This window comes from Polymorphobacter megasporae, from assembly GCF_018982885.2.
GTDB classification, from domain to species: Bacteria; Pseudomonadota; Alphaproteobacteria; order Sphingomonadales; family Sphingomonadaceae; genus Polymorphobacter_B; species Polymorphobacter_B megasporae.
The window spans coordinates 159,522-181,097 of record NZ_CP081848.1 but is presented as its reverse complement, the minus strand read 5'-3'; the positions used below and the strand labels follow the sequence as shown (position 1 = coordinate 181,097).

Genomic DNA, 21,576 nt, shown 5'->3' with positions numbered 1-21,576 from the left:
CTTCTTGGAGGCGAGTGCACGCATTTCCCTGGATCGACGCGGTCATCGTCCTCGCGCTGATCGTCCTCAACGGCTTCCTCAGCATGTCCGAGCTGGCGATCGTCGCGTCGCGGCGTCCGCGCCTGCGTGGCCTTGCCGCCGCAGGCAAAAGCGGCGCCGCGACCGCGCTCGCACTTGCCGAGGATTCGGCGCGCTTCCTGTCGTCGGCGCAGGCGGGGATCACCCTCGTCTCGATCCTCAACGGCGCGTTTTCGGGGTCGAGCCTGTCGGGGCCGGTCGGCGAGCGGTTGAGCGCGTGGTTCGGCATGTCCCCGGCGCACGCGCAGGACATCGGCTTCGGCATCGTCATCGTCCTGACGACGTACGTCTCGTTGATCGTCGGCGAACTCGTGCCCAAGCAGTTCGCGCTGCGCTCGCCCGAGCCGATCGCGTGTGCGGTCGCCCCGGCGATGCTGTGGCTGACCCGGCTCGCCTCGCCGTTCGCTTGGTTGCTCGACAAGAGCAGCGCGCTCGTCTTCCGCCTGCTCGGCCAGCGCCGCGACGCCAACCATGTCGTCACCGAGGAGGAATTGCGCTCGGTCGTCGCCGAGGCCGAGACCGCCGGGGTGATCGAGGAAAGCGAACGGCAGATGATCTCGGGCATCATGCGCCTCGCCGATCGGCCGGTGCGCGGGGTGATGACGCCGCGCAACCGGATCGACTGGCTCGACGCCGATGCGAGCGACCAGGAGACCCGCGACGCGCTCGCGAAGACCCCGCACACGCGGCTGCCCGTCGCGGCGGGATCGATCGATGATATCCTAGGCGTGCTCCAGGCGCGCGACGTCGTCGCCGCGCTGATCGAGGGACGTCCGCTCGACCTCCGCGCGCTCGCGCGGCCCGCGCCGGTCCTTCCCGACATGCTCGATGCGATGGACGCGCTCGCCAGCCTGCGCGACGCCGATATCCCAATCGCGCTGGTCCACGACGAGTACGGCCATTTCGAGGGAATCGTGACCCCGGCCGACCTGCTCGCGGCAATCGCGGGCGAGTTCCGCTCGGACGTCGACGACGCCAACGACCCGCCTGCGGTCGAGCGCCACGACGGCTCATGGCTATTGTCGGGATCGCTCCCCGCCGACGAGATGGCCGACCGGCTCGGCCTCGACCTTCCCGTCAGCCGCGATTACCAGACCGTCGCGGGCTATATCCTCGCGCAGATCCGCCATTTGCCGGACACCGGCGAGGTGTTCGACGCCGACGGCTGGCGGTTCGAGGTCGTCGATATGGACGGGCGCAAGATCGACAAGGTCATCGCGACGTGCATCGCGAAATCGGAGGGCTAGCGGTCAGGCTGCAACGATAACCGCGTCGCTCACGCCCCCGCTTTCAGCGCCTGCTCCCACGCCAATTCGGCCAGCGGGGCCACCCCTGCTCCGCTCGCCTTCGCATGCGCGCTCGCCGCCGTTCCGCGCACGACGCGCCCTTGGATGCCGTGCAAGATCGCGGCCAGCCGGAACATGTTGTACGCGACGTAGAAATCCATGTTGGCGATGCCGTCGCGCCCCGTCCGTCGGCAATAGGCGGCAGTGTACGCGGCTTCGTCGGGGATGTTGAGCGCGGCGAGGTCGACCCCGGTGAGTCCGGCGGTCATCGATGGCGGCATCCGGTACATCATCAGGTGATAGCTGAAATCGGCGAGCGGGTGGCCGAGCGTCGACAATTCCCAGTCGAGGACCGCGAGCACCTTCGGCTCGGTCGGGTGGAAGATCATGTTATCGCAGCGATAGTCGCCGTGGACAACGCTGGTCTCCTCGCCCGGCGGGATGTTGTTCGGCAGCCATTCGACGAGCCGGTCCATTGCTTCGAACCGCCCGGCATCGGTATCCTCGAGATACTGGCGCGACCAGCGGCCGATCTGCCGCGCGAAATAATTGCCTGGCTTGCCGAAGTCGCCGAGTCCGATCGCGACCGGGTCGAGCATGTGGAGCTGCGCGATCGTCGCGTTCATCGCGTCGAAATATGCCGGGCGGTCGCCGCGCGGCACGTCGGGGAAGGTCGTGTCCCAGATCACGCGCCCGTCGACGCAATCCATCACGTAGAACCACGTCCCGATGACATCGTCGTCGGTGCACAGGCCGAAGGTTCGCGGCGCGGGGAAACCGGCGGCGTGGAGCGCGGTGATGACGCGATATTCGCGGTCGACCGCGTGCGCCGACTTGAGCAGCGTTCCTGGCGGCTTGCGGCGGAGGACGTAATTCTGCCCCGGTGTCGTCAGCTTGTACGTCGGGTTCGACTGGCCGCCGTTGAACTGGCGAACCGTCAGCGGCCCGGCGAAATCGTCGACGTTCGCTGCCATCCATTCGGCGAGCCGCGCCTCGTCGAAGCCCAGCCCGACACGCACCTCGCCGACGCCCGAATTGAGTTCCTGCCTGCTCGCCATGCTCACTCCCCGCCGATATCGCGACGGCAGAAGCCGCCCGGCCAATCGATCTTGTCGACGCCAGCATAAGCAGCCGCCCGCGCTTCGCCAACATCGGCGCCGATTGCGGTGACCGCGAGGACGCGGCCGCCGGTGGCGATCACTGCGCCATCGTCGCGCCGCGCGGTTCCGGCGTGGAAAACGACCGCGCCGGTTGCTTCAGCCGCGTCGATCCCCGCGATAACGGTGCCGGTGACCGGAAGCCCGGGGTAATTCTCCGCCGCCATCACCACCGTCACCGCGGTGTCATCGCGCCACACCGGGCGCGCCGCGGCGAGCGTGCCGTCACAGGTCGCGACGAGCAGGTCGAGCGGGTCGCTCTCGAGCCGAAGCATCAACACCTCGCACTCGGGATCGCCGAAGCGGACGTTGTACTCGATCAACTGCGGCCCAGTGGGCGTCAGCATCAACCCGGCGAACAGTACCCCGGTGAAGGGAGTCCCCATCGCCGCCATCGCCGCGACGGTCGGCGCGACGATCTCGGTCAATGCGCGCGATTCAAGCACCGCGGTCAGCGCCGGAGCAGGGGCAACCGCGCCCATGCCGCCGGTATTCGGCCCAGTGTCGCCATCGCCAACGCGCTTATAGTCCTGCGCGCTGCCAAGGCTGAGCAGGTCGGTGCCGTCGCACAGGACGAACAGGCTCGCCTCGGGGCCGGTCAAGAACGCCTCGATCACGACGGGGCCCGCCATGGTGTCGAGCGCGGCACCGGCTTCGGCGGCGGTTGTCGCAATAACGACGCCCTTGCCTGCGGCGAGGCCGTCGGCCTTGATCACCACCGGCAAGTCGTGCGCGGCGACGTACTCGCGCGCGGCATCGGCCGAGTCGAAGCGGGCAAAGGCGGCGGTCGGGATATTCGCCCGCGCGCACAGCGACTTGGTGAACCCCTTCGACCCCTCGAGCCGCGCCGCCGCTGCCGACGGTCCAAACGCCCGAATGCCTGCGGCACGAAGGGCGTCGGCGAGCCCGTCGACGAGGGGTTGCTCGGGGCCGATGACGACGAGGCCAATGTCGTTGGTCTGCGCGAACTCGACGACTGCCGCATTGCCGGGATCAAGCGACACGCACTCGGCGACCTGTGCGATCCCGGCATTGCCCGGTGCACAGAACAGGCGATCGACCTTCGCCGACTGCCGCAATTTCCAGCACAGCGCATGCTCGCGCCCGCCGCCGCCGATGACGAGGATGTTCATGCGCCTGCCCTAACCCGGCGCAGTATTATGGCCAAGCTGCGTTCAGGTCTTGCGGAACATGACGACCGAGGTGCCTGACCGGTTATTTTCGCAGGTGGCCTGAATCTGGCTGGGGGTCGGCAGCGTGCCCTGGCACCGGCCCATTTCCCCGGTGTTCATGCTGTAAGTCCAGCCAATCACCCCAGCGGTATAGCGTCCCTGCCCGATCACCACCACCGGACCGAAGTCGCCGCGAATCGTGACGCTGCCATTCCCGTTGTCGTCCATGCGGTACGCGGCACCGGACGTGGTTTCGGTCCAGATCCCATCGAGCGAGGGCTTAACGGTCGCGACCTCGACCGGGGCCGGAGCGACTGGCGCGGCGGCGGCGGCAACGGGAGAGGCAACCGGCGCCGCTGCGGGGGCTACCGTTTGCGCGGCGACCGGGGCTGGCGTCACAACCGCTGCGGGCGTCGGCGCGGGTGCAGGCGTTGCACTTGCCGCCGCTACGCCTGGCTTTTCGACCTCGAGATACTTGCTCGCTACAACGCCGAGCGCCGTAATCAGCGCGACCATGACCGCGACCCACCCGCCTTTGTCCATCGGAAGCCCCTCCTGCGGAATATAATAACCCGGTTGCAGGAGTCGTCCAGCCGTCATCGGCTGAGCCGCGACCGCTTCGCCGATCGCGGTTTGAACCGGGCGCGCTGCGTGCCTACAAGGGCATCGTGAACGCCACCCTCCTCAACACCCCCGAATATACCGTCTCCGAACTCGGCCTCGCGCTCAAGCGGACGGTCGAGAATGCGTACGGCTATGTCCGGGTGCGCGGCGAAATCAGCGGTTTCAAGCGAGCGACGTCGGGGCATTTGTACCTGTGCCTCAAGGACGCTGGCGCGGTGATCGACGGGGTGATGTGGAAGGGCGGGGCGGCGGCGCTGCCGTTCCGGCCCGAGGACGGGCTCGAAGTTATCGCGACGGGCAAGCTGACGACGTACCCCGGGCGGTCGAAGTACCAGATCGTCATCGAACGGATGGAGCCGGCAGGGGCGGGAGCGCTGATGGCGCTGCTCGAGGCACGCAAGGCGAAGCTTGCCGCCGAGGGGTTGTTCGATCCGGCCCGCAAACGCGCGTTGCCGTACATCCCGCGGGTGATCGGGGTCATCACCTCGCCGACCGGCGCGGTGATCCGCGACATCCTCCATCGGCTGAGCGATCGCTTCCCGCGCCGCGTGCTAGTTTGGCCGGTCGTCGTGCAGGGCGAGGCGGCGGCGGGGCAGGTCGCGGCGGCGGTCGCCGGATTCAACGCCTTGGTCCGTGGCGGACAAATCCCCCGCCCGGACCTGCTGATCGTCGCGCGCGGCGGCGGATCGGTCGAGGATCTGTGGGCGTTCAATGAGGAGATCGTTGTCCGCGCGGTCGCCGCGAGCACGATCCCGGTGATCACGGCGGTCGGGCACGAGACCGATACGACGCTGGTCGACTTCGCCGGGGACCACCGCGCCCCGACCCCGACCGCCGCCGCCGAACGCGCGGTACCGGTGCTTGCCGACCTGCGGCTGACGCTTGGCGGCCTCGGGCTGCGGCTCGACCGGGCGGCGGCGCGCGGGGTCGAGCTTCGCGCCGAACGCGCGACTGCGCTGGCGCGGCGGCTCCCCACGCCTTCGGCATTGCTCGGCCTGCGCCAACAGCGTGCCGACGAACTCGCGGACCGCCTGCCACGCGCGCTGCGGGCGGCGGCGGCGGGGTGGCGCGCGCGATACGATCGGGCGGGCGGGGCGCTGCAGCGCCCGCTCCTCGACCGGCGCGTCGTGCTCGAGCGGACGCGCGTCGAGCGGACCGCCGAGCGGCTCCGTGCGGGGGGGCGTGCGCTGCTGGCAAATGACGCGGCGAAGCTCGGCCGGGCGGGGGCGGGGCTGCGTCCGGCGCTGCTCGGCGTGCGGCGCGACCGGGCGGTGGCGGCGCTGGGTTCGGCGGCGCGGTTGCTCGAAACGCTCGGTCCGAATAACGTGCTCAAGCGCGGTTATGCCTATGTCACGACCCGCGACGGCCATGTCATCACCAGCGCCGGCGCGGCGCGGGCGAAGGTGGCGCTGCGGCTGACATTCGACGACGGGACGGTCGACGTGACGACTGGAGCGGCGTCACCGCCAGAAGACAGGCCGGTGCAACCGTCGGTTGCGCGACCGGCGGCCCGGCCGGCCATTAGCGGGCCGGTACAGGAAAGGTTGTTATGATGCTCGATCGAAGCGGCGGACGCCCGGCGAAACTTCGTTATCTGTCAGGATCTTATCAGGTCGTTGCGCCGGGCGATTACGTGCTCTGCGCAGTGACGGGGGCGCGGCTGCCGGTTGCGTCGCTCCGTTATTGGTCGTCCGAGCTGCAGGAAGCATATGCCAACGCCGAGGTCGCGGTCGGGCGCTATAATGAGATGCGGGCGAGCGGACGGCTGGCGTGATGCGCCTCGCTGCCGCGGCGGCGGTGCTGCTCGTTGCCGTCAGTGCCGCACCGACCCCGGCGCCGCGCGAGTGGCAGATCGCCGGACGGCTCGAACAGGGCGGCATCGTCCTCGGCACCGCGCCGCTCGGCACGACGAGCGTCACCGTCGATGGTGCGGCGGTGCGGCTGACCGGCGATCGGCGCTTCATCGCAGGGTTCGGACGCGACGCCGCGCCGACGACCACGATCGTCGCGCACTTCGCTGATGGCACGACAAGCCTGCGGACCGTGCCGGTGGCGAAGCGCACGTGGCAGATCGAGTCGATCCCGTCGCTCAGGCAGCCGCCCCCCGATGCGCCGCCCGACCCGGTCTATGATGCCCGCCGCGCGGTCGAGCTCGCCGAGATCTCCGCCGCGCGTGCCGGCGACAGCGACGACTCGGGATGGGAGCAGGCCTTCGCGTGGCCCGCGCACGGCCGCATCAGCGGCGTCTACGGGTCGCAGCGCATTCTTGGCGGGGTGCCGAAATCGCCGCATCTCGGCCTAGACGTCGCCGCGCCGCCGGGAACGCCGGTGCTTGCTCCCGCCGACGGCACCGTTCGCCTCGCGCACGGACCATTCCTGCTCGAGGGCAATCTTGTCATGCTCGACCACGGCCACGGGCTCGTGTCGGCATTCCTCCATCTCAGCCGGATCGACGTGAAGGAAGGCCAGCATGTCGTGCGGGGCGAGGAGCTTGGCCGTGTCGGCATGACCGGGCGCGCAACCGGACCGCACCTTCATTGGGCCTTGAGCTGGCGCACCGCGCGGCTCGATCCGGAGCTGTTCGTGCCGGAGGGCGGGAACCTTTAATCCCGCGGCTCGGGGTTGTGCCCGCTTGCATCGGTCGCGCGATAGAATTCCTGAAGCAATCCCTTCTCCTCGGCGGTGAGGTACGGGTTCCAGACGTCGATGATCAGGATGACCCGGACCTCGTCGCTGTCGTTCCACGCTTCGTGCTCGATCGTGTCGTCGAAGGCGAATGCCTGTCCCACGACCCACGGCCGCGTCTCGTTGCCGACGCGGAAGCCGCACCCCGGCGGCACGATCAGCGGCAGATGGACCGTTGTCCGCGTATTGCTGACGCCGGTGTGCGCAGGGATCCGCGTATGCGGCTTGAGGATCGAAAAGAATGCGGTCGGCGCGCGCGAAGGCAGTTCGACGCGCGGGACCGCGGCAATGGCGGCGGCAGTCGCGGGGCACTTTGCCAGCGCCGCGTCGATCGGCTTGCCGTATTGCCACAGATAATAGCAGCTCCAGTCGAACGACTTGTCGAGCGCGGTCCATTTGTTCGGCGGAGCGCCTGCGTCCATCACGACATACGGCTCGATGCCGTCCCCGCCGCCAGTCCCGAGCAGCGCTTCGACCTCTGCGCGAATCGCCGGGGTCTGGGCTTCGAACGCCGCCAGCCACGGGAAATGCTCTCGCGCGAAATACCCGTCGGCGGGAAGAAACGGGAAGTGCAGCCCGGCGCAGTCGTTGAGATAGATCCGCCGCCGGCCGGTCGCGACCGCGACCGCCTCGTCGAATCGCCGCCGCGCTGCGGGGGCCACCGCAGCTACCGCTGGGGCGAGCGCCGCATCGATCGTCGCGGCGAAATCGGCGCTTCGCGCCGTCACGAACGCGCTGGCATGCCTTAGGATATCGCTCAGCGGCGGCGCAGTTTCGGCAACTGGCGGCGCAACCGCGAGCACGCCCGACCATGCCACCATCGCCTTCGCCAGATCGCCGCGCCGCTCGTTGAGTTCGGCGAAGCGGATCAAGCCGGTCAGATCGCGCGCGTCGATCGCCAGCACGCGCTTGAGGCTGTCCGCCTCGCCCGGCTCGTCGCCGCACTGGCGCTGTGCATTGGCGAGGTTGAGCCACAACACCGCCGCCGCCGGATCGAGTGCGGCAGCACGTGCGAACAGTGCCACCGCCGCCGCCGCGTCACCGGCTCCGAGTCGCTGCATCCCCGCCGCGTTGAGTGTCTGCGGCGACTCGCTCATCGAACGCGCGTCGCCCTAACCGAACGCATCGAGCCGACCGTCATGAAGTAGTTGCCGATCGCACCCTTCTTCAGATGTACCTTGGCGCCAACCTTCGGGTCGCGCGGCAGCGGCTCGGCCGACGCCCAGACCGCGCCGTCTTCCATCGTCAGGTTGAATTTGCCGTATGGTGCCGCCTGGACGCTGCGGATCACCGCATCGAGTTCCTCGGGTGTGTCCTTCGCGCTGTCGTCGCCCTTGAAGAACGGCAGCTTCGGCAGGTCGAAGCCGAACAGCGACCGTCGCGTCGCGCGGATATCCTCGCGGTCGAGCACCTTGACCTCACCGCTCGCCGTCGCCGCTTCAAGTTTCGCAGCCGCCTGATCGTAACACGCCAGCCGTGCCGCATTGTCGGTCAGCGCCTTGCAGCCGGTCAGTTCAGCGATGACGCCGGTCGTCTCCGCAGTTGTCCGCGCGCTGGGTTTGGCAACGGCTGGCGCGGCGGCCAATGCCGCGCCGGCGAACAGCAGGCCTGTGGTCAATAAAATGCTGCGCATGGATCTCCCCGACCGGCGAGCGGGGCCGGCACGATGTACGACGGCGTATCGGGCATGTGTCGGATTTGCAACAGAGCTTTGTCTAAGTGTTGCGATCGCGTGCATATCCCGTTGCAGTGCAATGACGGTTCTTTCATACACGGTTCATGCAGTGCGACATCGGCCCGCGACAGGGTCGGGTCGCCCGGCGCGACTTTAAGGGGACTCCAATGGTAAATCTTTCGCTCAAGACAGTTCTTCTGCGCTCGACGATGCTCGTCGGCGCGACCGCTTTCGCCTTCCCGGCGTTTGCGCAGGTTACTCCGGGTACCCCGGCTGCCGGCAACGCGACGACTGGCGCGACCGCCGAAGCCGCCCCGAACCCCGAGGGTGAGCGCGAGATCACCGTCACCGGTTCGCTGATCAAGAACCCCAACCTCGTCCGCGCCACCCCGGTCATCGTCACGACCGCGGAAGAGATCGAGCTGAAGCAGTCGAACACCGCTGAAGACGTCCTGCGCGAAATCCCCGGCGTCGTCCCGTCGATCGGTTCGGCGGTCAACAACGGCAACGGCGGCGCGTCGTTCGTCGACCTTCGCGGCCTCGGTTCGAACCGTAACATCGTTCTCCTCGACGGCGCGCGCATCGTTCCCGCCGGTCTCGTCGGCCGCGTCGACCTCAACAACATCCCGCTCGCCCTCGTCGATCGCGTCGAGACGCTGACCGGCGGCGCCAGCACGACCTACGGTGCCGACGCGGTTTCGGGTGTCGTCAACTTCATCACCAAGCAGAACTTCACCGGTGTCGACCTGTCGGCGTCGAACCAGATCACCGAAAAGGGCGATGGCCAGTACTACCGCGCCGACCTGACGATCGGCGGCAACTTCGCCGACGACAAGGGTAATGCGGTTCTGTCGGTCGGCTATCAGCACGCCGATCCCGTCTATCAGGGCGATCGCAGCTTTTCGAACGTGAACCTCGGCTCGTTCTCCGGCGCCGCCGGCGGTTCGGGCACGTACGTTCCGACCGGCTTCACCGGCACCCGCAACATCGATCCGACGACCGGCCAGCCGAGCATCATCCCCGGCTTCTCCGGTTACGGCGCCGATGGTACGCCGATCGTCAACGCTCTGGGCACCAACAACCCGGCCAAGCGTCAGATCAATCCGACCACGGGGCAGGCGGTCGCGACGTATGCGCCGTTCAACTACAACCCTTACAACATCTTCCAGACGCCGTTTAAGCGCTTCAACATCTTCGCCCAGGCGAAGTACGACGTCAGCGACAACTTCACTGTCTACACGCGCGGCCTGTTCTCGAAGAACACCATCCAGACGATCATCGCGCCGTCAGGCTCGTTCGGCACTTCGGTTGTCATCCCGCTGAGCAATCCCTACCTGCCCGCAGCGCTGCGCAACCAGTTCTGCGCGCGGAACATCGCGCCGGTCACGCCGAACCCCGTCGCTGGCGGTGCGAGCGTTCAGACCACCTACGTTCCGTTCCTGACGCCGGCGCAGTGCACCGCTGCTGCGGCCGCGACGAGCCCGACCGATCCGAACTACAAGACGGTGACGACGACGATCTCGCGCCGGACGACCGAAGTCGGACCGCGCATCAGCGAGTACACCACGACCGTGTTCGACTATAAGGTCGGTGCTCGCGGCAAGTTCGGTGACCATCTCGACTGGGACGTCAACGCGGCCTACGGCGAGAGCGAGAACCTTCAGGTCATCCAGAACTACACGCTCGCGTCGCGGACCCGTCAGGCGCTGCTCGCCACCAATACGGCCAGCTGCCTCGATACGTCGAACGGCTGCGTCCCGGTCAACATCTTCGGCGCGAACGGCAGCATCACCCCTGCGCAGGCCGCATTCCTGACCGCCGCGAGCACGACCCGCGTCAAGACCCAGCTCGGCCAGGTCCACGCCCAGTTGAGCGGCGACTTCGGCTTCGCATCGCCGGCCGCGACCGACCCGATCAGCTTCGCCGTCGGTGCCGAATATCGCAACTACAAGGCGATCCAGGCGTCGGACACGCTCGCCAAGACGGCGGGTGAGCTCGGCGGTGCCGGTGGTGCCGCTCCCGACATCAACGGCGGCTACAACGTCAAGGAAGGCTTCGGCGAACTCGTCGTCCCGCTGGTCCAGGACAAGCCGGGCATCCAGAGCCTGACGGCTTCGGGCGGCATCCGTTATTCGTCCTACTCGGTCAACGCAGCGACCAACCCGTCGTACAACACCACGACGTATAAGGGCGAACTGGCCTACGAGCCGGGCTTTGGGCTGAAACTGCGCGGTAACTATTCACGCGCTGTCCGCGCCCCGAATATCGCCGAGCTGTTCAACCCGATCACGACCGGGCTGACCAACCTCTCGGTCGACCCCTGCGCCGGGACGGCACCGCTGACGAACGCACTGCTGCGGTCGGTCTGCCTTGCCCAGGGCGCTCCCGTCGGCACGATCGGCAACATCAACAACCCGACTGCCGGCCAGGCGAACCAGACCGGCGGCGGCAACATCAACATCCGTCCCGAGGTTTCGGACTCGTACGGCGGCGGCGTCGTCTTCGCGCCGAAGTTTGTTTCGGGGCTGTCGTTCAGCGTCGATTATTACAACATCGTCATCAACCACGCGATCACGACCCCGGTTCCGGGCGATGTCATCGCCGGTTGCTTCGGCAGCCTGACCGCCGCCAGTGCAACCAGCGCGTCGTGCCTTGGCATCCGTCGTAACCCGGTGACCGGTGCGCTCGACGGTGATCCGGCGACAACGCCTGGTCTTCCGCTCCCGGAGACCAACAACGGTCGCATTCGCACCGACGGTATCGACCTGACCGCCAACTATAGCCGTGACATCGGTTTTGCTAAGTTGGGCCTGTCGCTGTCCGGCAACTACACCTTCCACTCGAAGTTCCAGGCGAACGCCTTCACGACCGCGCTCTTCCCGCTGCGTTCGCTCGATCGTGAATGCGTCGGTTACTACAGCGTCAACTGCACCTTCACCGGCTCGTTGCAGCCGCAGTGGCAGACGACGCAGCGGACCACGCTCAGCTTCGACTCGTTCGACATCTCGCTGCTGTGGCGCCACCTCGACAAGCTGAACCAGGAGCCGGACGACATCGCCAACGGCAACGGCCCGGCCTTCTCGGGCGTCGATGGCACCGGTGCCACGGTCAACTACGGCCACATCAAGCCGTACGACTACTTCGACCTGTCGACCCGGATCAGCGTCCTCGAAAATCTGTCGCTGACCCTGACCGTCCAGAACATCGGCAACCGCAAGCCGCCGTCAGTCGGAACCGGGATCGGGTCGAGCACCTACAACAGCGGCAACACCTACCCGTCGACGTACGACGCGCTGGGCCGTCGTTATGCTGCGAGCGTCCGCGTCAAGTTCTAAGCGCTGGCATAAGACACACGCGAAAGGGCGGGCCTCACGGTCCGCCCTTTTTCGTTGCGGTGGCCGGCCCTTCTCATTTGGCCGGCTTGCGTCATCGGCAAAAGATTTCGCGCTCCAGTATCTTCCCGGCGAAACGATTTAGGGTATGATCGTTTCGGCAGAGGGGTTTTTGATGATCAAACTTTTGAGCGCGTTGTCGCTGATGCTCGCGGTGCCGGCAGTGGCACAGGAGGCACCGCCGGTTGCTCCCGTGGCTCCCGCAGCACCTGCCGCCCTGACTCCAGCAGAGGTGTATAAGTCGCAGGTGGTTTGCAAGACCGAGCAGGAGACCGGCTCGCTCGTGAAAAAGCACAAGACCTGCTTGACCAGGAAGCAGTGGGCGTACGTCAACGACCAGCATGAAAGCTACGCGCGGAAGATGGTCGACGATAACACCAGCCATCCGTCCGGTAACTGACCTGATGATGCGGCGGTGTTTTGCTGTCGCAGCTGCGCTCGCGTTCGCCAGCCCGGCCTTCGCGGGTGCGCCGGGTGATGCGCCGGTGCCGACCGATCCGGCGCCGCCCTTCGCCGTCAAAATCATCCCGGCGACGCTACAGCCTGTCGTGGCGCGACAGCCCTTAATCTGCCACTCGTCGATCGAAACCGGTTCGTTGATCCAGCGTCGCAAGCAGTGCCTCACCAAGTCGCAATGGCGCTATGTCGAGGATGTGCAGGACCAGCAAAACCGTCAATTGCTTGACGATCAAAGAAGCAAGCAGGGGTGCAACGGCCCCGACTGCTAACGCTTATCCCGCCGCCAAGCTGAGCTTCCCGTCCCCCTCGTCGACCGCAACCGTGCTCCCATCGGGCACGCTCCCGCGCAGGATCAGGTCGGCGAGCGGGTCCTGCAAATGCTTCTGCACCGTCCGCCGGAGCGGCCGGGCACCGTACACCGGGTCGTAGCCGACTCGCGCCAGCCAGCGCCGCGCGGCGTCGGTCAGGTCGAGGTGGATCTTGCGCTCGGTGAGCATCGACTGGACGCGGTCGACCTGGAGATCGACGATCCGGCTCATGTGTTCGATGCCGAGCCGGTTGAACAGGATGATCTCGTCGAGACGGTTGAGGAATTCGGGGCGGAAATGGGCGCGGACCATCTCCATCACCGGCTCCTCGACGTCGGCGACTTTCTGGTCGTCGCGAAGCGCCGCGATATATTGCGAGCCGAGGTTCGACGTCAGGATGATCAGCGTGTTGGTGAAGTCGACCGTCCGCCCCTGGCCGTCGGTCAGCCGCCCGTCGTCGAGCACCTGGAGCAGGACGTTGAACACGTCGGCGTGCGCCTTCTCGACCTCGTCGAACAGGATCACTTGATAGGGGCGTCGGCGGACCGCCTCAGTCAGGACGCCGCCTTCGTCATAGCCGACATAGCCCGGCGGCGCACCGATCAGGCGGCTGACCGAGTGCTTCTCCATGAATTCGCTCATGTCGAGGCGGACCATCGCGGCGGGGTCGTCGAACAGGAAGTTCGCGAGGCTCTTGGTCAGTTCGGTCTTTCCGACGCCGGTCGGCCCGAGGAACAGGAACGAGCCGAGCGGACGGTTCGGGTCCTGCAGCCCGGCGCGGGCGCGGCGAACCGCCGACGAGACCGCGTGGATCGCGTCGTCCTGCCCGATCACCGAGTGGCGCAGCGCGTCCTCCATGCCGAGCAGTTTCTCGCGCTCGCCCTCCATCATCCGGTCGACTGGGATGCCGGTCCAGCGTGATACGACCCCGGCGATGTCCTCCGAGGTGACCTCCTCCTTGAGCATCGCCGACGCGGTCACCGCCTCGGCCTCGACGAGCTGGCGCTCGAGATCGGGGACGGTGCCATACGTCAGCTCGCCGGCGCGCGCATAGTTGCCGCTGCGCTGCGCCTGCTCGACTTCGAGCCGCGCGGCGTCGAGCGCTTCCTTGATCTTGGTCGCGCTCGCCAGCTTTTCCTTGTCGGCCTGCCAGCGCGCGGTCAGCGTCGACGATTGCTCCTCGAGCCCCGCGAGTTCGGACTCGAGCGTCGTCAGCCGGTCCTTCGACGCGGCATCGGTCTCGCGCTTCAGCGCCTCGCGCTCGATCTTGAGGCGCATCGTCCGCCGGTCGAGGTTCTCGATCTCCTCGGGCTTCGATTCGACCTCCATCCGCAGCCGCGACGCCGCCTCGTCCATCAGGTCGATCGCTTTGTCGGGCAGGAAGCGGTCGGCGATGTAGCGGTTCGACAGCGTGGCGGCGGCGACGATCGCGCCGTCGGTGATGCGGACGCCGTGGTGGAGTTCGTATTTCTCCTTGAGCCCGCGCAGGATCGAGATCGTGTCGGCGACGGTCGGTTCGCCGACCACGACCGGCTGGAAGCGGCGTTCGAGCGCGGCGTCCTTCTCGATATATTTGCGATATTCGTCGAGCGTCGTCGCGCCGATGCAATGGAGTTCGCCGCGTGCCAGCGCCGGCTTGAGCAGGTTCGACGCGTCCATCGCGCCCTCGCCCTTGCCCGCGCCGACGAGCTGGTGGACCTCGTCGATGAACATCAGCACATCGGAGTTCTCGGCACGGACCTCGTCGAGCACCGCCTTCAGCCGCTCCTCGAACTCGCCGCGATACTTCGCGCCGGCGATCAGCGCGCCCATGTCGAGCGACATCAGCCTTTTGTCCTTGATCCCATCGGGGACGTCGCCGTTGGCGATGCGCAGCGCGAGGCCCTCGACGATCGCGGTCTTGCCGACGCCCGGCTCGCCGATCAGGACGGGGTTGTTCTTGGTCCGGCGGGCGAGGACCTGGATCGTCCGGCGGATTTCCTCGTCGCGGCCGATGACCGGGTCGAGCTTGCCGTCGCGCGCCGCCTGCGTCAGGTCGCGCGCATATTTCTTGAGCGCGTCGAAGCCCGCCTCGGCGTTGGCGCTGTCGGCGGTCCGGCCCTTTCGCGCGGTGTCGATCGCGGCGTTGAGGCTCGACGCGCTGACCCCGGCGGAGGCGAGTGCCTGGCCCGCGGCTGTCGTCGTCGCCAGCGCGATCGCCATCAGGATGCGCTCGACGGGGACGAACGAATCCTTCGCCTTGGTTGCGACCGCCTCGGCCGAATCAAGGATGCGGACGGTGTCGTTGTCCCACGCGAGCTGCTGCGCGCCCGCGCCCGACACCTTGGCGATCTTGGCGAGCGCGAGGTCGGTCGCCTGCACCGCGGTTTCGGGACGGCCCCCGGCGGCGCGGATCAGGTTCGCCGCAAGGCCCTCGTCGTCGTCGAGCAGCGCCTTCAACAGATGTTCGGGGGCGACGCGCTGATGCTCCTCGCGGATCGCGATCGTCTGCGCCGCCTGGAGGAAGCCCTTGGCGCGGTCGGTAAATTTTTCGATGTTCATGCCATCTCCTGTCCCGACGATATGGTGTGGTAATCGGGCAACACAAGGGACTTTCATCGCCCGCCAAGGAAAGGGGTTGTCCGACCGCTCGGGCGAAATGTACGCCCGGGGTGAGGCGAAGTGACGACTGCGTGCGGCGATGTGCGGTGTGTGTGCGCGTGGCCGGAATCGCGAAAACCCGGCCGATCCGGCGATTACCTGGCCGCCTCGATCCAAACGCCGCCATTCTCGCGGCCCGACCGGCTTAAACCCGCCTCAGGTGATCATTCGCACCAAAGTCTCGATCCGATCGGCCTCGATAGCAGGCTTGTCGGTGCGAATCCGGGCAACCCGGGGAAAGCGCATCGACACCCCCGACTTGTGCCGGGTCGACTTGTGGAGCGAGTCGAACGCGACCTCGAGGACCATCGTCTTGGCGACTTCGCGGACCGGCCCGAAGCGGGCGACGGTGTTGGTCCGGACGAACTTGTCGAGCATCGCCAGCTCGGCGTCAGTGAAGCCCGAATACGCCTTGCCGACCGGGAGCAGTTCGCCCCCTTCGGCGGGGTCGGCGGTCCAGCAGCCGAAGGTGTAGTCGCTGTAAAAGCTCGATCTTTTGCCGTGGCCGCGCTGCGCGTACATCATCACGCAGTCGGCCACCAAGGGGTCGCGCTTCCATTTGTACCACAGCCCGGTGCGGCGTCCGGCGACGTAGGGGGAGGTGCGCTGCTTGAGCATCACCCCCTCGATCGCGGCATCGCGGGCACCGTCCCTGATCCGCGCGAGATCCTCGAAATCGGTCGCCGCGATCACCGCCGACAGGTCGAATCGCGTCGGGTCGAGGCGCGGCATCAGCGCCTCGAGACGCACCCGCCGTTCGGTCCACGGCAGCGCGCGGAGGTCCTCGTCGCCGTCGAATAGGACGTCGTAAAGCCTTACGAACGCAGGGAACTCGGCCTGCGCCTTAGCGGTCGGGGCCTTGCGTCCGAGGCGTTGCTGGAGCGCATTGAAGCTCGCCGCCTCACCCCCCTGGAAGTCGCCGCGGACGAGCAGTTCGCCGTCGAGCACCGCCGGATACGCGAATGCCGCCGCGATTTCGGGAAAGCTGCCGGTGATGTCGTCCCCCGCTCGGCTGAACAGGCGGGTGACCCCTGCGACATGGACGATCTGGATGCGGATTCCGTCCCATTTCCACTCGGCGGCATAGTCCTTCAGGTCGAGCTTGAGGTCATCCAACGGGTGCGCGAGCATGAACGGGCGGAACACCGGCACCGTCCCCGGGGTCGGCTGCGCGCCGCCGGTGCCCCAGTCGAACAGCTCGGGGTAGGGCGGCTTGAGGCCGTGCCAGACCTCCTCGACCGCATCGACGTCGACCGAAAACGCCAACGCAAACGCGGTCTTGGCGAGCCGCGCCGACACCCCGATCCGCATCGCGCCGGTCGCCAGTTTTAGCAGCGCATAGCGCCCGCTGCTGTCGAGCCGGTCCATCAACTCGCGCATCGCCGCGGGGGCGTCAGCGCGGCCAAGATGCTGCAATCGCTCGACGACCTCATTGAGGCTCGGCGGAGGAGGGGGCGGCGTCAACGGGTCGGGCCACAGCAACGACGCGGTCTCGGCCATGTCGCCGACATAGTCGTAGCTCATCGCCAGCAGGACCGGATCGATCCGCTCCTCGAGCAAAGTCCGGATCAGTTTGGGCTGGACCGCCTTGAGGTCGAGCCCGCCGGTCAGTGCGGCGAGCGCCCAGCCGCGATCGGGGTCGGGGGTCGCCAGAAGATAGTCGGCAATCAGGCGCAGCTTGGCGTTGCGCGACCGCGTGTAGACGAGCCGGTCGAGAAGGGCGGCAAAAGCTTGCATCGAGGGCTTAACGTAGGGCGTGGCGCTCCGGCGGCAAGTTTGGCATGAAGCTGCATGCGTATGCGTGAACTCGAGGCGCGGAGCGGGGTCGGACGCGAGACGATCCGCTTCTATATCCGTGAAGGCCTGCTCCCCGAACCCGCCCGCGCGGCGCGCAATTCGGCGTCGTATTCGGAGGCGCACGTCACCCGGCTGGTCGCGATCAAGCGGCTGCAGGAGGAGCGCTTCCTGCCGCTCGCGGTGATCCGCGGGCTGCTCGACCGCGACGATGCCGAAGGGGGAAGCGACGCCGAACGCTGGCTCGAACCCGAAGCTTTCCCGGGGCTTGACGCGGTGCTGCGGTCGCGGATCGACCTTGATGCGCCGCGCGTGCCCGCAGCCGTCGCGCTCGCCGCCTCGGGCCTCGACGCCGAGATGATCGACGAAGCGGTGGCGAACGCAATCGTCACCGTCGACGCGGCGGGAACGATGACCGCGCGCGATGCCGCGATCCTGCGGACGCTCGGCGACCTCGACCGGATCGGCTTCAGCCGGGAGCACGGCTTCACCCCGGGCATGATCCGGATGTACCACGACTTCATCGACTATGTGACGACGCAGGAGATGCGCTTTTTCTTCGAGCACACCGCCGGGCAAGTCGACGAGCCCAAGGCTGCCGACATGGCCGAACTCGGCATCGGCGCGGTCAACGACCTGCTCGCGCTGATGCGAACACGCGCGCTGCTTGCCAAGCTCGAACGGCGGCGGCGGGTGGCGAACGACCGCTAGAAGGCGGCGGCGAGCGTCACCACCGGCCCCGAGCCGGGGGCGGCGTTCCCCGCGATGTGGAAGCGGTAGTCGGCTGACAGGCTGAGCCGCCCGGTGCGAGCCGAGACGCCGGGTCCGATGTCGAGCCGGTCGACGGTGCTGCTGTGTCCATGCTGGACGCTCGCCCAAGATCCGACTTCGGTGCCAAGCGCGATATTACGGCGGTGGATGCTAGCCCCGAGACGCGCCTGCGCGGCGGCATAAACGACCGACCCGACGGCACCGGCTTCCCCGTATGCCGAGGCATCGAGTGCTCCTACGCTCCGGCTAAGCCCTCCGGCGACCCGCAACGCCCAGTCGCCGCGCGCTGCCGGACCGACGGGCAGCAGGCGCTCGGCAGCAAGGGTAACACCGGTAAACGGGTGCCACGCGATGCCGGCCGCGGCGAGCGCGCTGCGGCCGCGGTCGTCATGCGCGATCGTCCCGCGCAACGTCAGCGCCAGCGGGCGGACGGCGAGCGGGTCGGGCGTCCACGCCAGTGCCGCGCCGCTCTGGCCACCGCCGAGGACCGGCGCTACGGCAATACTGGAACTCCCGCCCGAGCGGACGATGCTGTAGGCGCTGCCCGACCAGCCCCGTGTCAACGCATCGCGCTGCGCCCGCCATGCTGCGGACCGGGGATCGTCGCCACCAGCCAGCGCCTCGTCAAATAAGCGGGCGGCTCCGCGCCGGTCTCCCGCGGCGAGGCGGGCATAGGCCACGGTCGCCAGCTCGCTTGGAGTTGCGCCGTCGGTATCAGCAGTTGGCTGCGGCTGTTGCGGAGACCCTGATGCGGGCATGTTCGCCGACATGAGGACGACGATGTCGCCGCCCGCTCGCTCACTGCCGGCTGCAGGCCGCATCCTCTCGTTCCCGACGGATCTTGGAGAGCGATGAGGAAGCGGATGCGTCGATTCTGGCGGAGGTGCGACCGCGATCCGCTTTGCCGCCGCGGTCCATGGCGGCAGCATCCATGTCCACACGGTCGCCATGCTTGCGCCGTCTTCCGCCGCCACGACCGCCGCGTCGAAGGCGGTCTGCATCGCCGGGACGCGGTACGTCACCCACAACAACAGCAGCAACGCGCATCCGCGCAAGGCCCGCGTCGGGTGCCCCGTCGTGGTTCGCGTCACTCGGCGGGCACGGTGAACTTATGTGTTGTCTTGTCCCACGCCGGACTTTCGTGCCCAGCGCGGATGCGTGCGTAGCGCCGCAGCGCGCTCGTCGCGGCAACCGCATTGATCGCATTGCCGACGATTGTCCGGGGAACAGCGCGCAACCCCTCTCGCCAACCGTGGGTCGCAGCGGTGAATGAGGCGCGCAGACCGAGGCGCCAGCCGAGTGCGATGGTGTTCAGCCACAATAACGCGGCGAGGGGCGATTGCGCTGCGACCAAGGGGTCGAAGCGCAACGCGGCCGGGACGACCGTGCTCACCTCGGCGTCGACAAGGACCATCGCCACCGCAACGTAGCCGAAGATTGTCAGCAGCGGCGCAACGATCGACTTGCGGTCGCGCAGCAGCATGTACCGATCGGCAATGCCACCCTGCCAGCCGATCCGGTCCCAGCCGCTCAGCGCAATGCCGAGCAGCCAGCGGGTCTTTTGCTTGACTGCGGTTTCGAAGGTTGCCGGGAAATGCTCGTGGGTCGCAACCGTTCGCCCACCTGCGAAACCAGGAATGCGGACCAGCGCGCCGCGGTGCCCGAGGGCGGCGACCTTCATGCCGAGCTCGTAATCCTCGGTCATGCAGGCGGGATCGAACGGGGTGCCCGTGCCACCGGCGATCATCGCGAGGACGTCGCGGTCGATCGCGCAGGCGACGCCAGCGCTCGGCACTGCTGCGCCGAGCGCGCCGCGGACGATGATGTCCTTGCCGTGCGACTCGGCGAACTCGTCAAGGTAGTGCCCGCTTATCCAACGTGAGCCGGGATCGACCAGCGGGATGACCGGAAGTTGCACCATCGCGAGGCCGGGAATGAGATGGTCGAAGACGCGGAGTTCGTGGCGGTCGACGACGTCCTCGGCATCGTGGAAGACGATCGCCTTAAAGCGGATTGACGCCTCGGCCTCGTGGGCGATCACCGCGCGCCAGATGTGGTTGAGGCAATCGGCCTTGGTCGTGGAGCCGGGACGTGTGCAGATCACCGGCGAGATGCGATGATCGACAACCGTCCTGACTGCCGCGAGCGTCGCCGGATCGTTCGGATAGACACCGACGAACACCCGGTACTTCGGGTAATCGAGCCGTGTCGTCAGGCTGCGGAGCATCGACGCGATGACTGCGGCTTCGTCCCATGCAGGCACCATGATCGCCATCCAGCTGCTGCCGGAGGGAAGGTTGGCGGCGGGCACCGGACGCATCCGTAGAGCGCGGCGTCGCAGCCAGATCGACAGATAGATCAGGTCGATCACGCCGTCGTCGATGGTCGACGCAGCAATCCCGACGGCGGCAAGCACCAGCACCTCGCGGGTCGCGACGTGCAATGCGGCGGCAAAAAGCACGAGCCCCCCGGCCATGCGATCAGTCGGGAGGGCCGAGGTGGCCCGCCTTCATGTTATCCAGTATTCGATCCCCCACGCTCGGCGATCTGCTTCGATCGATCCTTGCATTACCGTAACGATATTCGCGATTGAGAGCCATGCCAAGCCCCCATCCCGAGCAGCAATATCTCAGCCTGATGGCCCGGGTCTGGTCCGAGGGTGACCTTCGCATCGACCGGACGGGAGTCGGGACGCGGTCACTGTTCGGCGAGACGATGCGCTTCGACCTGTCGAGTGACGCGGTGCCGCTGCTGACGACGAAACGGGTGTTCTGGAAAACGGCGGCGCGCGAGATGCTGTGGTTCCTCAGCGGCGTGACCAACATCCGGCCGCTGGTCGAGCAAGGCGTCCACATCTGGACCGATTGGCCGCTGGCGCGGCACAACCGCGAGACTGGGGTCGAGCTGTCGCGTGACGATTTCGAGGCGCGGCTGCTGGGCGACGACGGCTTTGCCGAAAACTGGGGCAACCTAGGCCCGGTGTATGGGAAGCAATGGGTCGACTGGCCGACGTTCGAGCCCGTCGGCGACGGTCGCTTCGAGCGCGGTCCCGGGATCAACCAGATTGTGGCGCTGGTCGACGGGCTGCGGCACAACCCGGCGTCACGGCGGCACATCTTCACTGGCTGGAATGTCGCCGAGCTCGACCGCATGGCGTTGCCGCCGTGCCATATGACGTATCAGTTTCATGTCGCCAACGGCCGGCTGTCGGGGATGCTGTGGCAGCGGTCTTGCGACCTCGGGTTGGGCTTCGCCTTCAACGTCTTCGCGGCGGCGCTGCTGATCCGCATGCTCGCGCAGCAGTGCGATCTCGAGCCGGGGGAACTGGTGTGGTCGGGGGGTGACTGCCACCTCTATCTCAACCACGAGGCGCTGGTGGCCGAGCAGCTCGGCCGGACGCCATCGGGTGTGCCGAAGCTGCAGCTGCTCCGGCGTCCGCCGACGATCTTCGACTATACGATCGATGATTTCGCGGTGTACGATTACGCCCCGCAACCGCATATCGCTGCGCCGGTTGCGGTCTAAAGGGGGAGTT

Annotated in this window: 18 protein-coding genes; 9 read left to right on the top strand and 9 right to left on the bottom strand. The window is 67.3% G+C overall.

Features of this window, described 5'->3' with window-relative positions; translation table 11 throughout:
- Positions 1 to 14: 14 nt before the first annotated feature.
- Complete coding sequence (locus tag KTC28_RS00875) at positions 15 to 1,325, top strand: hemolysin family protein (RefSeq protein WP_216711022.1); 1,311 nt, start codon at positions 15 to 17, stop codon at positions 1,323 to 1,325.
- Positions 1,326 to 1,354: 29 nt separating this feature from the next.
- Here KTC28_RS00875 and KTC28_RS00870 read toward each other — a convergent pair whose 3' ends face one another.
- Genes KTC28_RS00870 through KTC28_RS00860 form a run of 3 tightly spaced genes read right to left on the bottom strand, consistent with a single transcriptional unit; the run spans position 1,355 to position 4,236 of the window.
- Positions 1,355 to 2,422, bottom strand: a complete 1,068-nt coding sequence (locus KTC28_RS00870) for a phosphotransferase (RefSeq protein WP_216711023.1) — start codon at positions 2,420 to 2,422, stop codon at positions 1,355 to 1,357.
- 2 nt (positions 2,423 to 2,424) lie between these two features.
- Positions 2,425 to 3,654: a phosphoribosylamine--glycine ligase gene (gene purD / locus KTC28_RS00865; RefSeq protein ID WP_216711024.1), complete on the bottom strand. Its 1,230-nt coding sequence runs from the start codon at positions 3,652 to 3,654 to the stop codon at positions 2,425 to 2,427.
- Between the two features lie 42 nt (positions 3,655 to 3,696).
- Positions 3,697 to 4,236: a hypothetical protein gene (locus KTC28_RS00860; RefSeq protein WP_216711025.1), complete on the bottom strand. Its 540-nt coding sequence runs from the start codon at positions 4,234 to 4,236 to the stop codon at positions 3,697 to 3,699.
- 125 nt (positions 4,237 to 4,361) lie between these two features.
- Between KTC28_RS00860 and xseA the strand changes: the two genes are divergently transcribed.
- Genes xseA through KTC28_RS00845 form a run of 3 tightly spaced genes read left to right on the top strand, consistent with a single transcriptional unit; the run spans position 4,362 to position 6,924 of the window.
- The gene (gene xseA, locus KTC28_RS00855) at positions 4,362 to 5,870 is read left to right on the top strand and encodes an exodeoxyribonuclease VII large subunit (RefSeq protein ID WP_216711026.1); all 1,509 of its coding nucleotides are present in this window, start codon (positions 4,362 to 4,364) and stop codon (positions 5,868 to 5,870) included.
- Positions 5,867 to 6,091 (top strand): DUF2093 domain-containing protein, encoded by a 225-nt coding sequence (locus KTC28_RS00850; protein ID WP_370647511.1) that lies wholly within the window; start codon positions 5,867 to 5,869, stop codon positions 6,089 to 6,091. Before xseA ends, KTC28_RS00850 begins: the two co-directional genes overlap by 4 nt.
- Positions 6,091 to 6,924, top strand: coding sequence for a M23 family metallopeptidase (locus KTC28_RS00845; protein ID WP_216711027.1), 834 nt, complete (start codon positions 6,091 to 6,093; stop codon positions 6,922 to 6,924). The genes KTC28_RS00850 and KTC28_RS00845 overlap by 1 nt, the downstream gene beginning before the upstream one ends.
- On the opposite strand, the gene KTC28_RS00840 is transcribed toward KTC28_RS00845, so the two are convergent.
- Positions 6,921 to 8,099: an aspartyl/asparaginyl beta-hydroxylase domain-containing protein gene (locus tag KTC28_RS00840; RefSeq protein ID WP_255602159.1), complete on the bottom strand. Its 1,179-nt coding sequence runs from the start codon at positions 8,097 to 8,099 to the stop codon at positions 6,921 to 6,923. The genes KTC28_RS00845 and KTC28_RS00840 overlap by 4 nt on opposite strands.
- On the bottom strand, positions 8,096 to 8,635 hold the full coding sequence (locus KTC28_RS22610; protein ID WP_255602158.1) for a hypothetical protein: 540 nt from the start codon (positions 8,633 to 8,635) through the stop codon (positions 8,096 to 8,098). The genes KTC28_RS00840 and KTC28_RS22610 overlap by 4 nt, the downstream gene beginning before the upstream one ends.
- 209 nt (positions 8,636 to 8,844) lie before the next feature.
- Between KTC28_RS22610 and KTC28_RS00835 the strand changes: the two genes are divergently transcribed.
- The 3 genes from KTC28_RS00835 to KTC28_RS00825 all read left to right on the top strand — a co-directional run bounded on the left by KTC28_RS00835 (position 8,845) and on the right by KTC28_RS00825 (position 12,797).
- A complete protein-coding gene (locus KTC28_RS00835; RefSeq protein WP_216708902.1) occupies positions 8,845 to 12,012 on the top strand; it encodes a TonB-dependent receptor domain-containing protein in 3,168 nt (1,055 codons plus the stop codon).
- A 172-nt stretch (positions 12,013 to 12,184) separates the two neighbouring features.
- Positions 12,185 to 12,469: a hypothetical protein gene (locus tag KTC28_RS00830; protein WP_216708903.1), complete on the top strand. Its 285-nt coding sequence runs from the start codon at positions 12,185 to 12,187 to the stop codon at positions 12,467 to 12,469.
- 4 nt (positions 12,470 to 12,473) lie between these two features.
- A complete protein-coding gene (locus tag KTC28_RS00825) occupies positions 12,474 to 12,797 on the top strand; it encodes a hypothetical protein (protein WP_216708904.1) in 324 nt (107 codons plus the stop codon).
- A gap of 3 nt (positions 12,798 to 12,800) precedes the next feature.
- On the opposite strand, the gene clpB is transcribed toward KTC28_RS00825, so the two are convergent.
- Positions 12,801 to 15,377 (bottom strand): ATP-dependent chaperone ClpB, encoded by a 2,577-nt coding sequence (clpB, locus tag KTC28_RS00820; protein ID WP_216708905.1) that lies wholly within the window; start codon positions 15,375 to 15,377, stop codon positions 12,801 to 12,803.
- A gap of 255 nt (positions 15,378 to 15,632) precedes the next feature.
- Positions 15,633 to 17,213, bottom strand: a complete 1,581-nt coding sequence (locus tag KTC28_RS00815; RefSeq protein ID WP_216708906.1) for a cisplatin damage response ATP-dependent DNA ligase — start codon at positions 17,211 to 17,213, stop codon at positions 15,633 to 15,635.
- A 54-nt stretch (positions 17,214 to 17,267) separates the two neighbouring features.
- On the opposite strand from KTC28_RS00815, the gene KTC28_RS00810 reads away from it, so the two are divergent.
- Entirely contained in the window at positions 17,268 to 17,981 is a 714-nt protein-coding gene (locus KTC28_RS00810; RefSeq protein ID WP_216708907.1) for a MerR family transcriptional regulator, read from the top strand.
- On the opposite strand, the gene KTC28_RS00805 is transcribed toward KTC28_RS00810, so the two are convergent.
- Positions 17,978 to 19,081, bottom strand: a complete 1,104-nt coding sequence (locus KTC28_RS00805; RefSeq protein WP_216708908.1) for a bacteriophage N4 adsorption protein A — start codon at positions 19,079 to 19,081, stop codon at positions 17,978 to 17,980. The genes KTC28_RS00810 and KTC28_RS00805 overlap by 4 nt on opposite strands.
- Positions 19,082 to 19,128: 47 nt before the next feature.
- Entirely contained in the window at positions 19,129 to 20,517 is a 1,389-nt protein-coding gene (locus KTC28_RS00800; RefSeq protein ID WP_216708909.1) for a glycosyl transferase family protein, read from the bottom strand.
- A 122-nt stretch (positions 20,518 to 20,639) separates the two neighbouring features.
- On the opposite strand from KTC28_RS00800, the gene thyA reads away from it, so the two are divergent.
- A complete protein-coding gene (gene thyA, locus KTC28_RS00795; RefSeq protein ID WP_216708910.1) occupies positions 20,640 to 21,566 on the top strand; it encodes a thymidylate synthase in 927 nt (308 codons plus the stop codon).
- Positions 21,567 to 21,576: the final 10 nt, after the last annotated feature.

Coding starts and splice junctions, on each gene's coding strand:
- KTC28_RS00870 (WP_216711023.1), bottom strand. CDS start 2,422: ATGGCGAGCAGGCAGGAACTCAATTCGGGCGTCGGCGAGGTGCGTGTC.
- purD (WP_216711024.1), bottom strand. CDS start 3,654: ATGAACATCCTCGTCATCGGCGGCGGCGGGCGCGAGCATGCGCTGTGC.
- KTC28_RS00860 (WP_216711025.1), bottom strand. CDS start 4,236: ATGGACAAAGGCGGGTGGGTCGCGGTCATGGTCGCGCTGATTACGGCG.
- KTC28_RS00850 (WP_370647511.1), top strand. CDS start 5,867: ATGATGCTCGATCGAAGCGGCGGACGCCCGGCGAAACTTCGTTATCTG.
- KTC28_RS00845 (WP_216711027.1), top strand. CDS start 6,091: ATGCGCCTCGCTGCCGCGGCGGCGGTGCTGCTCGTTGCCGTCAGTGCC.
- KTC28_RS00840 (WP_255602159.1), bottom strand. CDS start 8,099: ATGAGCGAGTCGCCGCAGACACTCAACGCGGCGGGGATGCAGCGACTC.
- KTC28_RS22610 (WP_255602158.1), bottom strand. CDS start 8,635: ATGCGCAGCATTTTATTGACCACAGGCCTGCTGTTCGCCGGCGCGGCA.
- KTC28_RS00835 (WP_216708902.1), top strand. CDS start 8,845: ATGGTAAATCTTTCGCTCAAGACAGTTCTTCTGCGCTCGACGATGCTC.
- KTC28_RS00830 (WP_216708903.1), top strand. CDS start 12,185: ATGATCAAACTTTTGAGCGCGTTGTCGCTGATGCTCGCGGTGCCGGCA.
- KTC28_RS00825 (WP_216708904.1), top strand. CDS start 12,474: ATGATGCGGCGGTGTTTTGCTGTCGCAGCTGCGCTCGCGTTCGCCAGC.
- clpB (WP_216708905.1), bottom strand. CDS start 15,377: ATGAACATCGAAAAATTTACCGACCGCGCCAAGGGCTTCCTCCAGGCG.
- KTC28_RS00815 (WP_216708906.1), bottom strand. CDS start 17,213: ATGCAAGCTTTTGCCGCCCTTCTCGACCGGCTCGTCTACACGCGGTCG.
- KTC28_RS00810 (WP_216708907.1), top strand. CDS start 17,268: ATGCGTATGCGTGAACTCGAGGCGCGGAGCGGGGTCGGACGCGAGACG.
- KTC28_RS00800 (WP_216708909.1), bottom strand. CDS start 20,517: ATGGCCGGGGGGCTCGTGCTTTTTGCCGCCGCATTGCACGTCGCGACC.
- thyA (WP_216708910.1), top strand. CDS start 20,640: ATGCCAAGCCCCCATCCCGAGCAGCAATATCTCAGCCTGATGGCCCGG.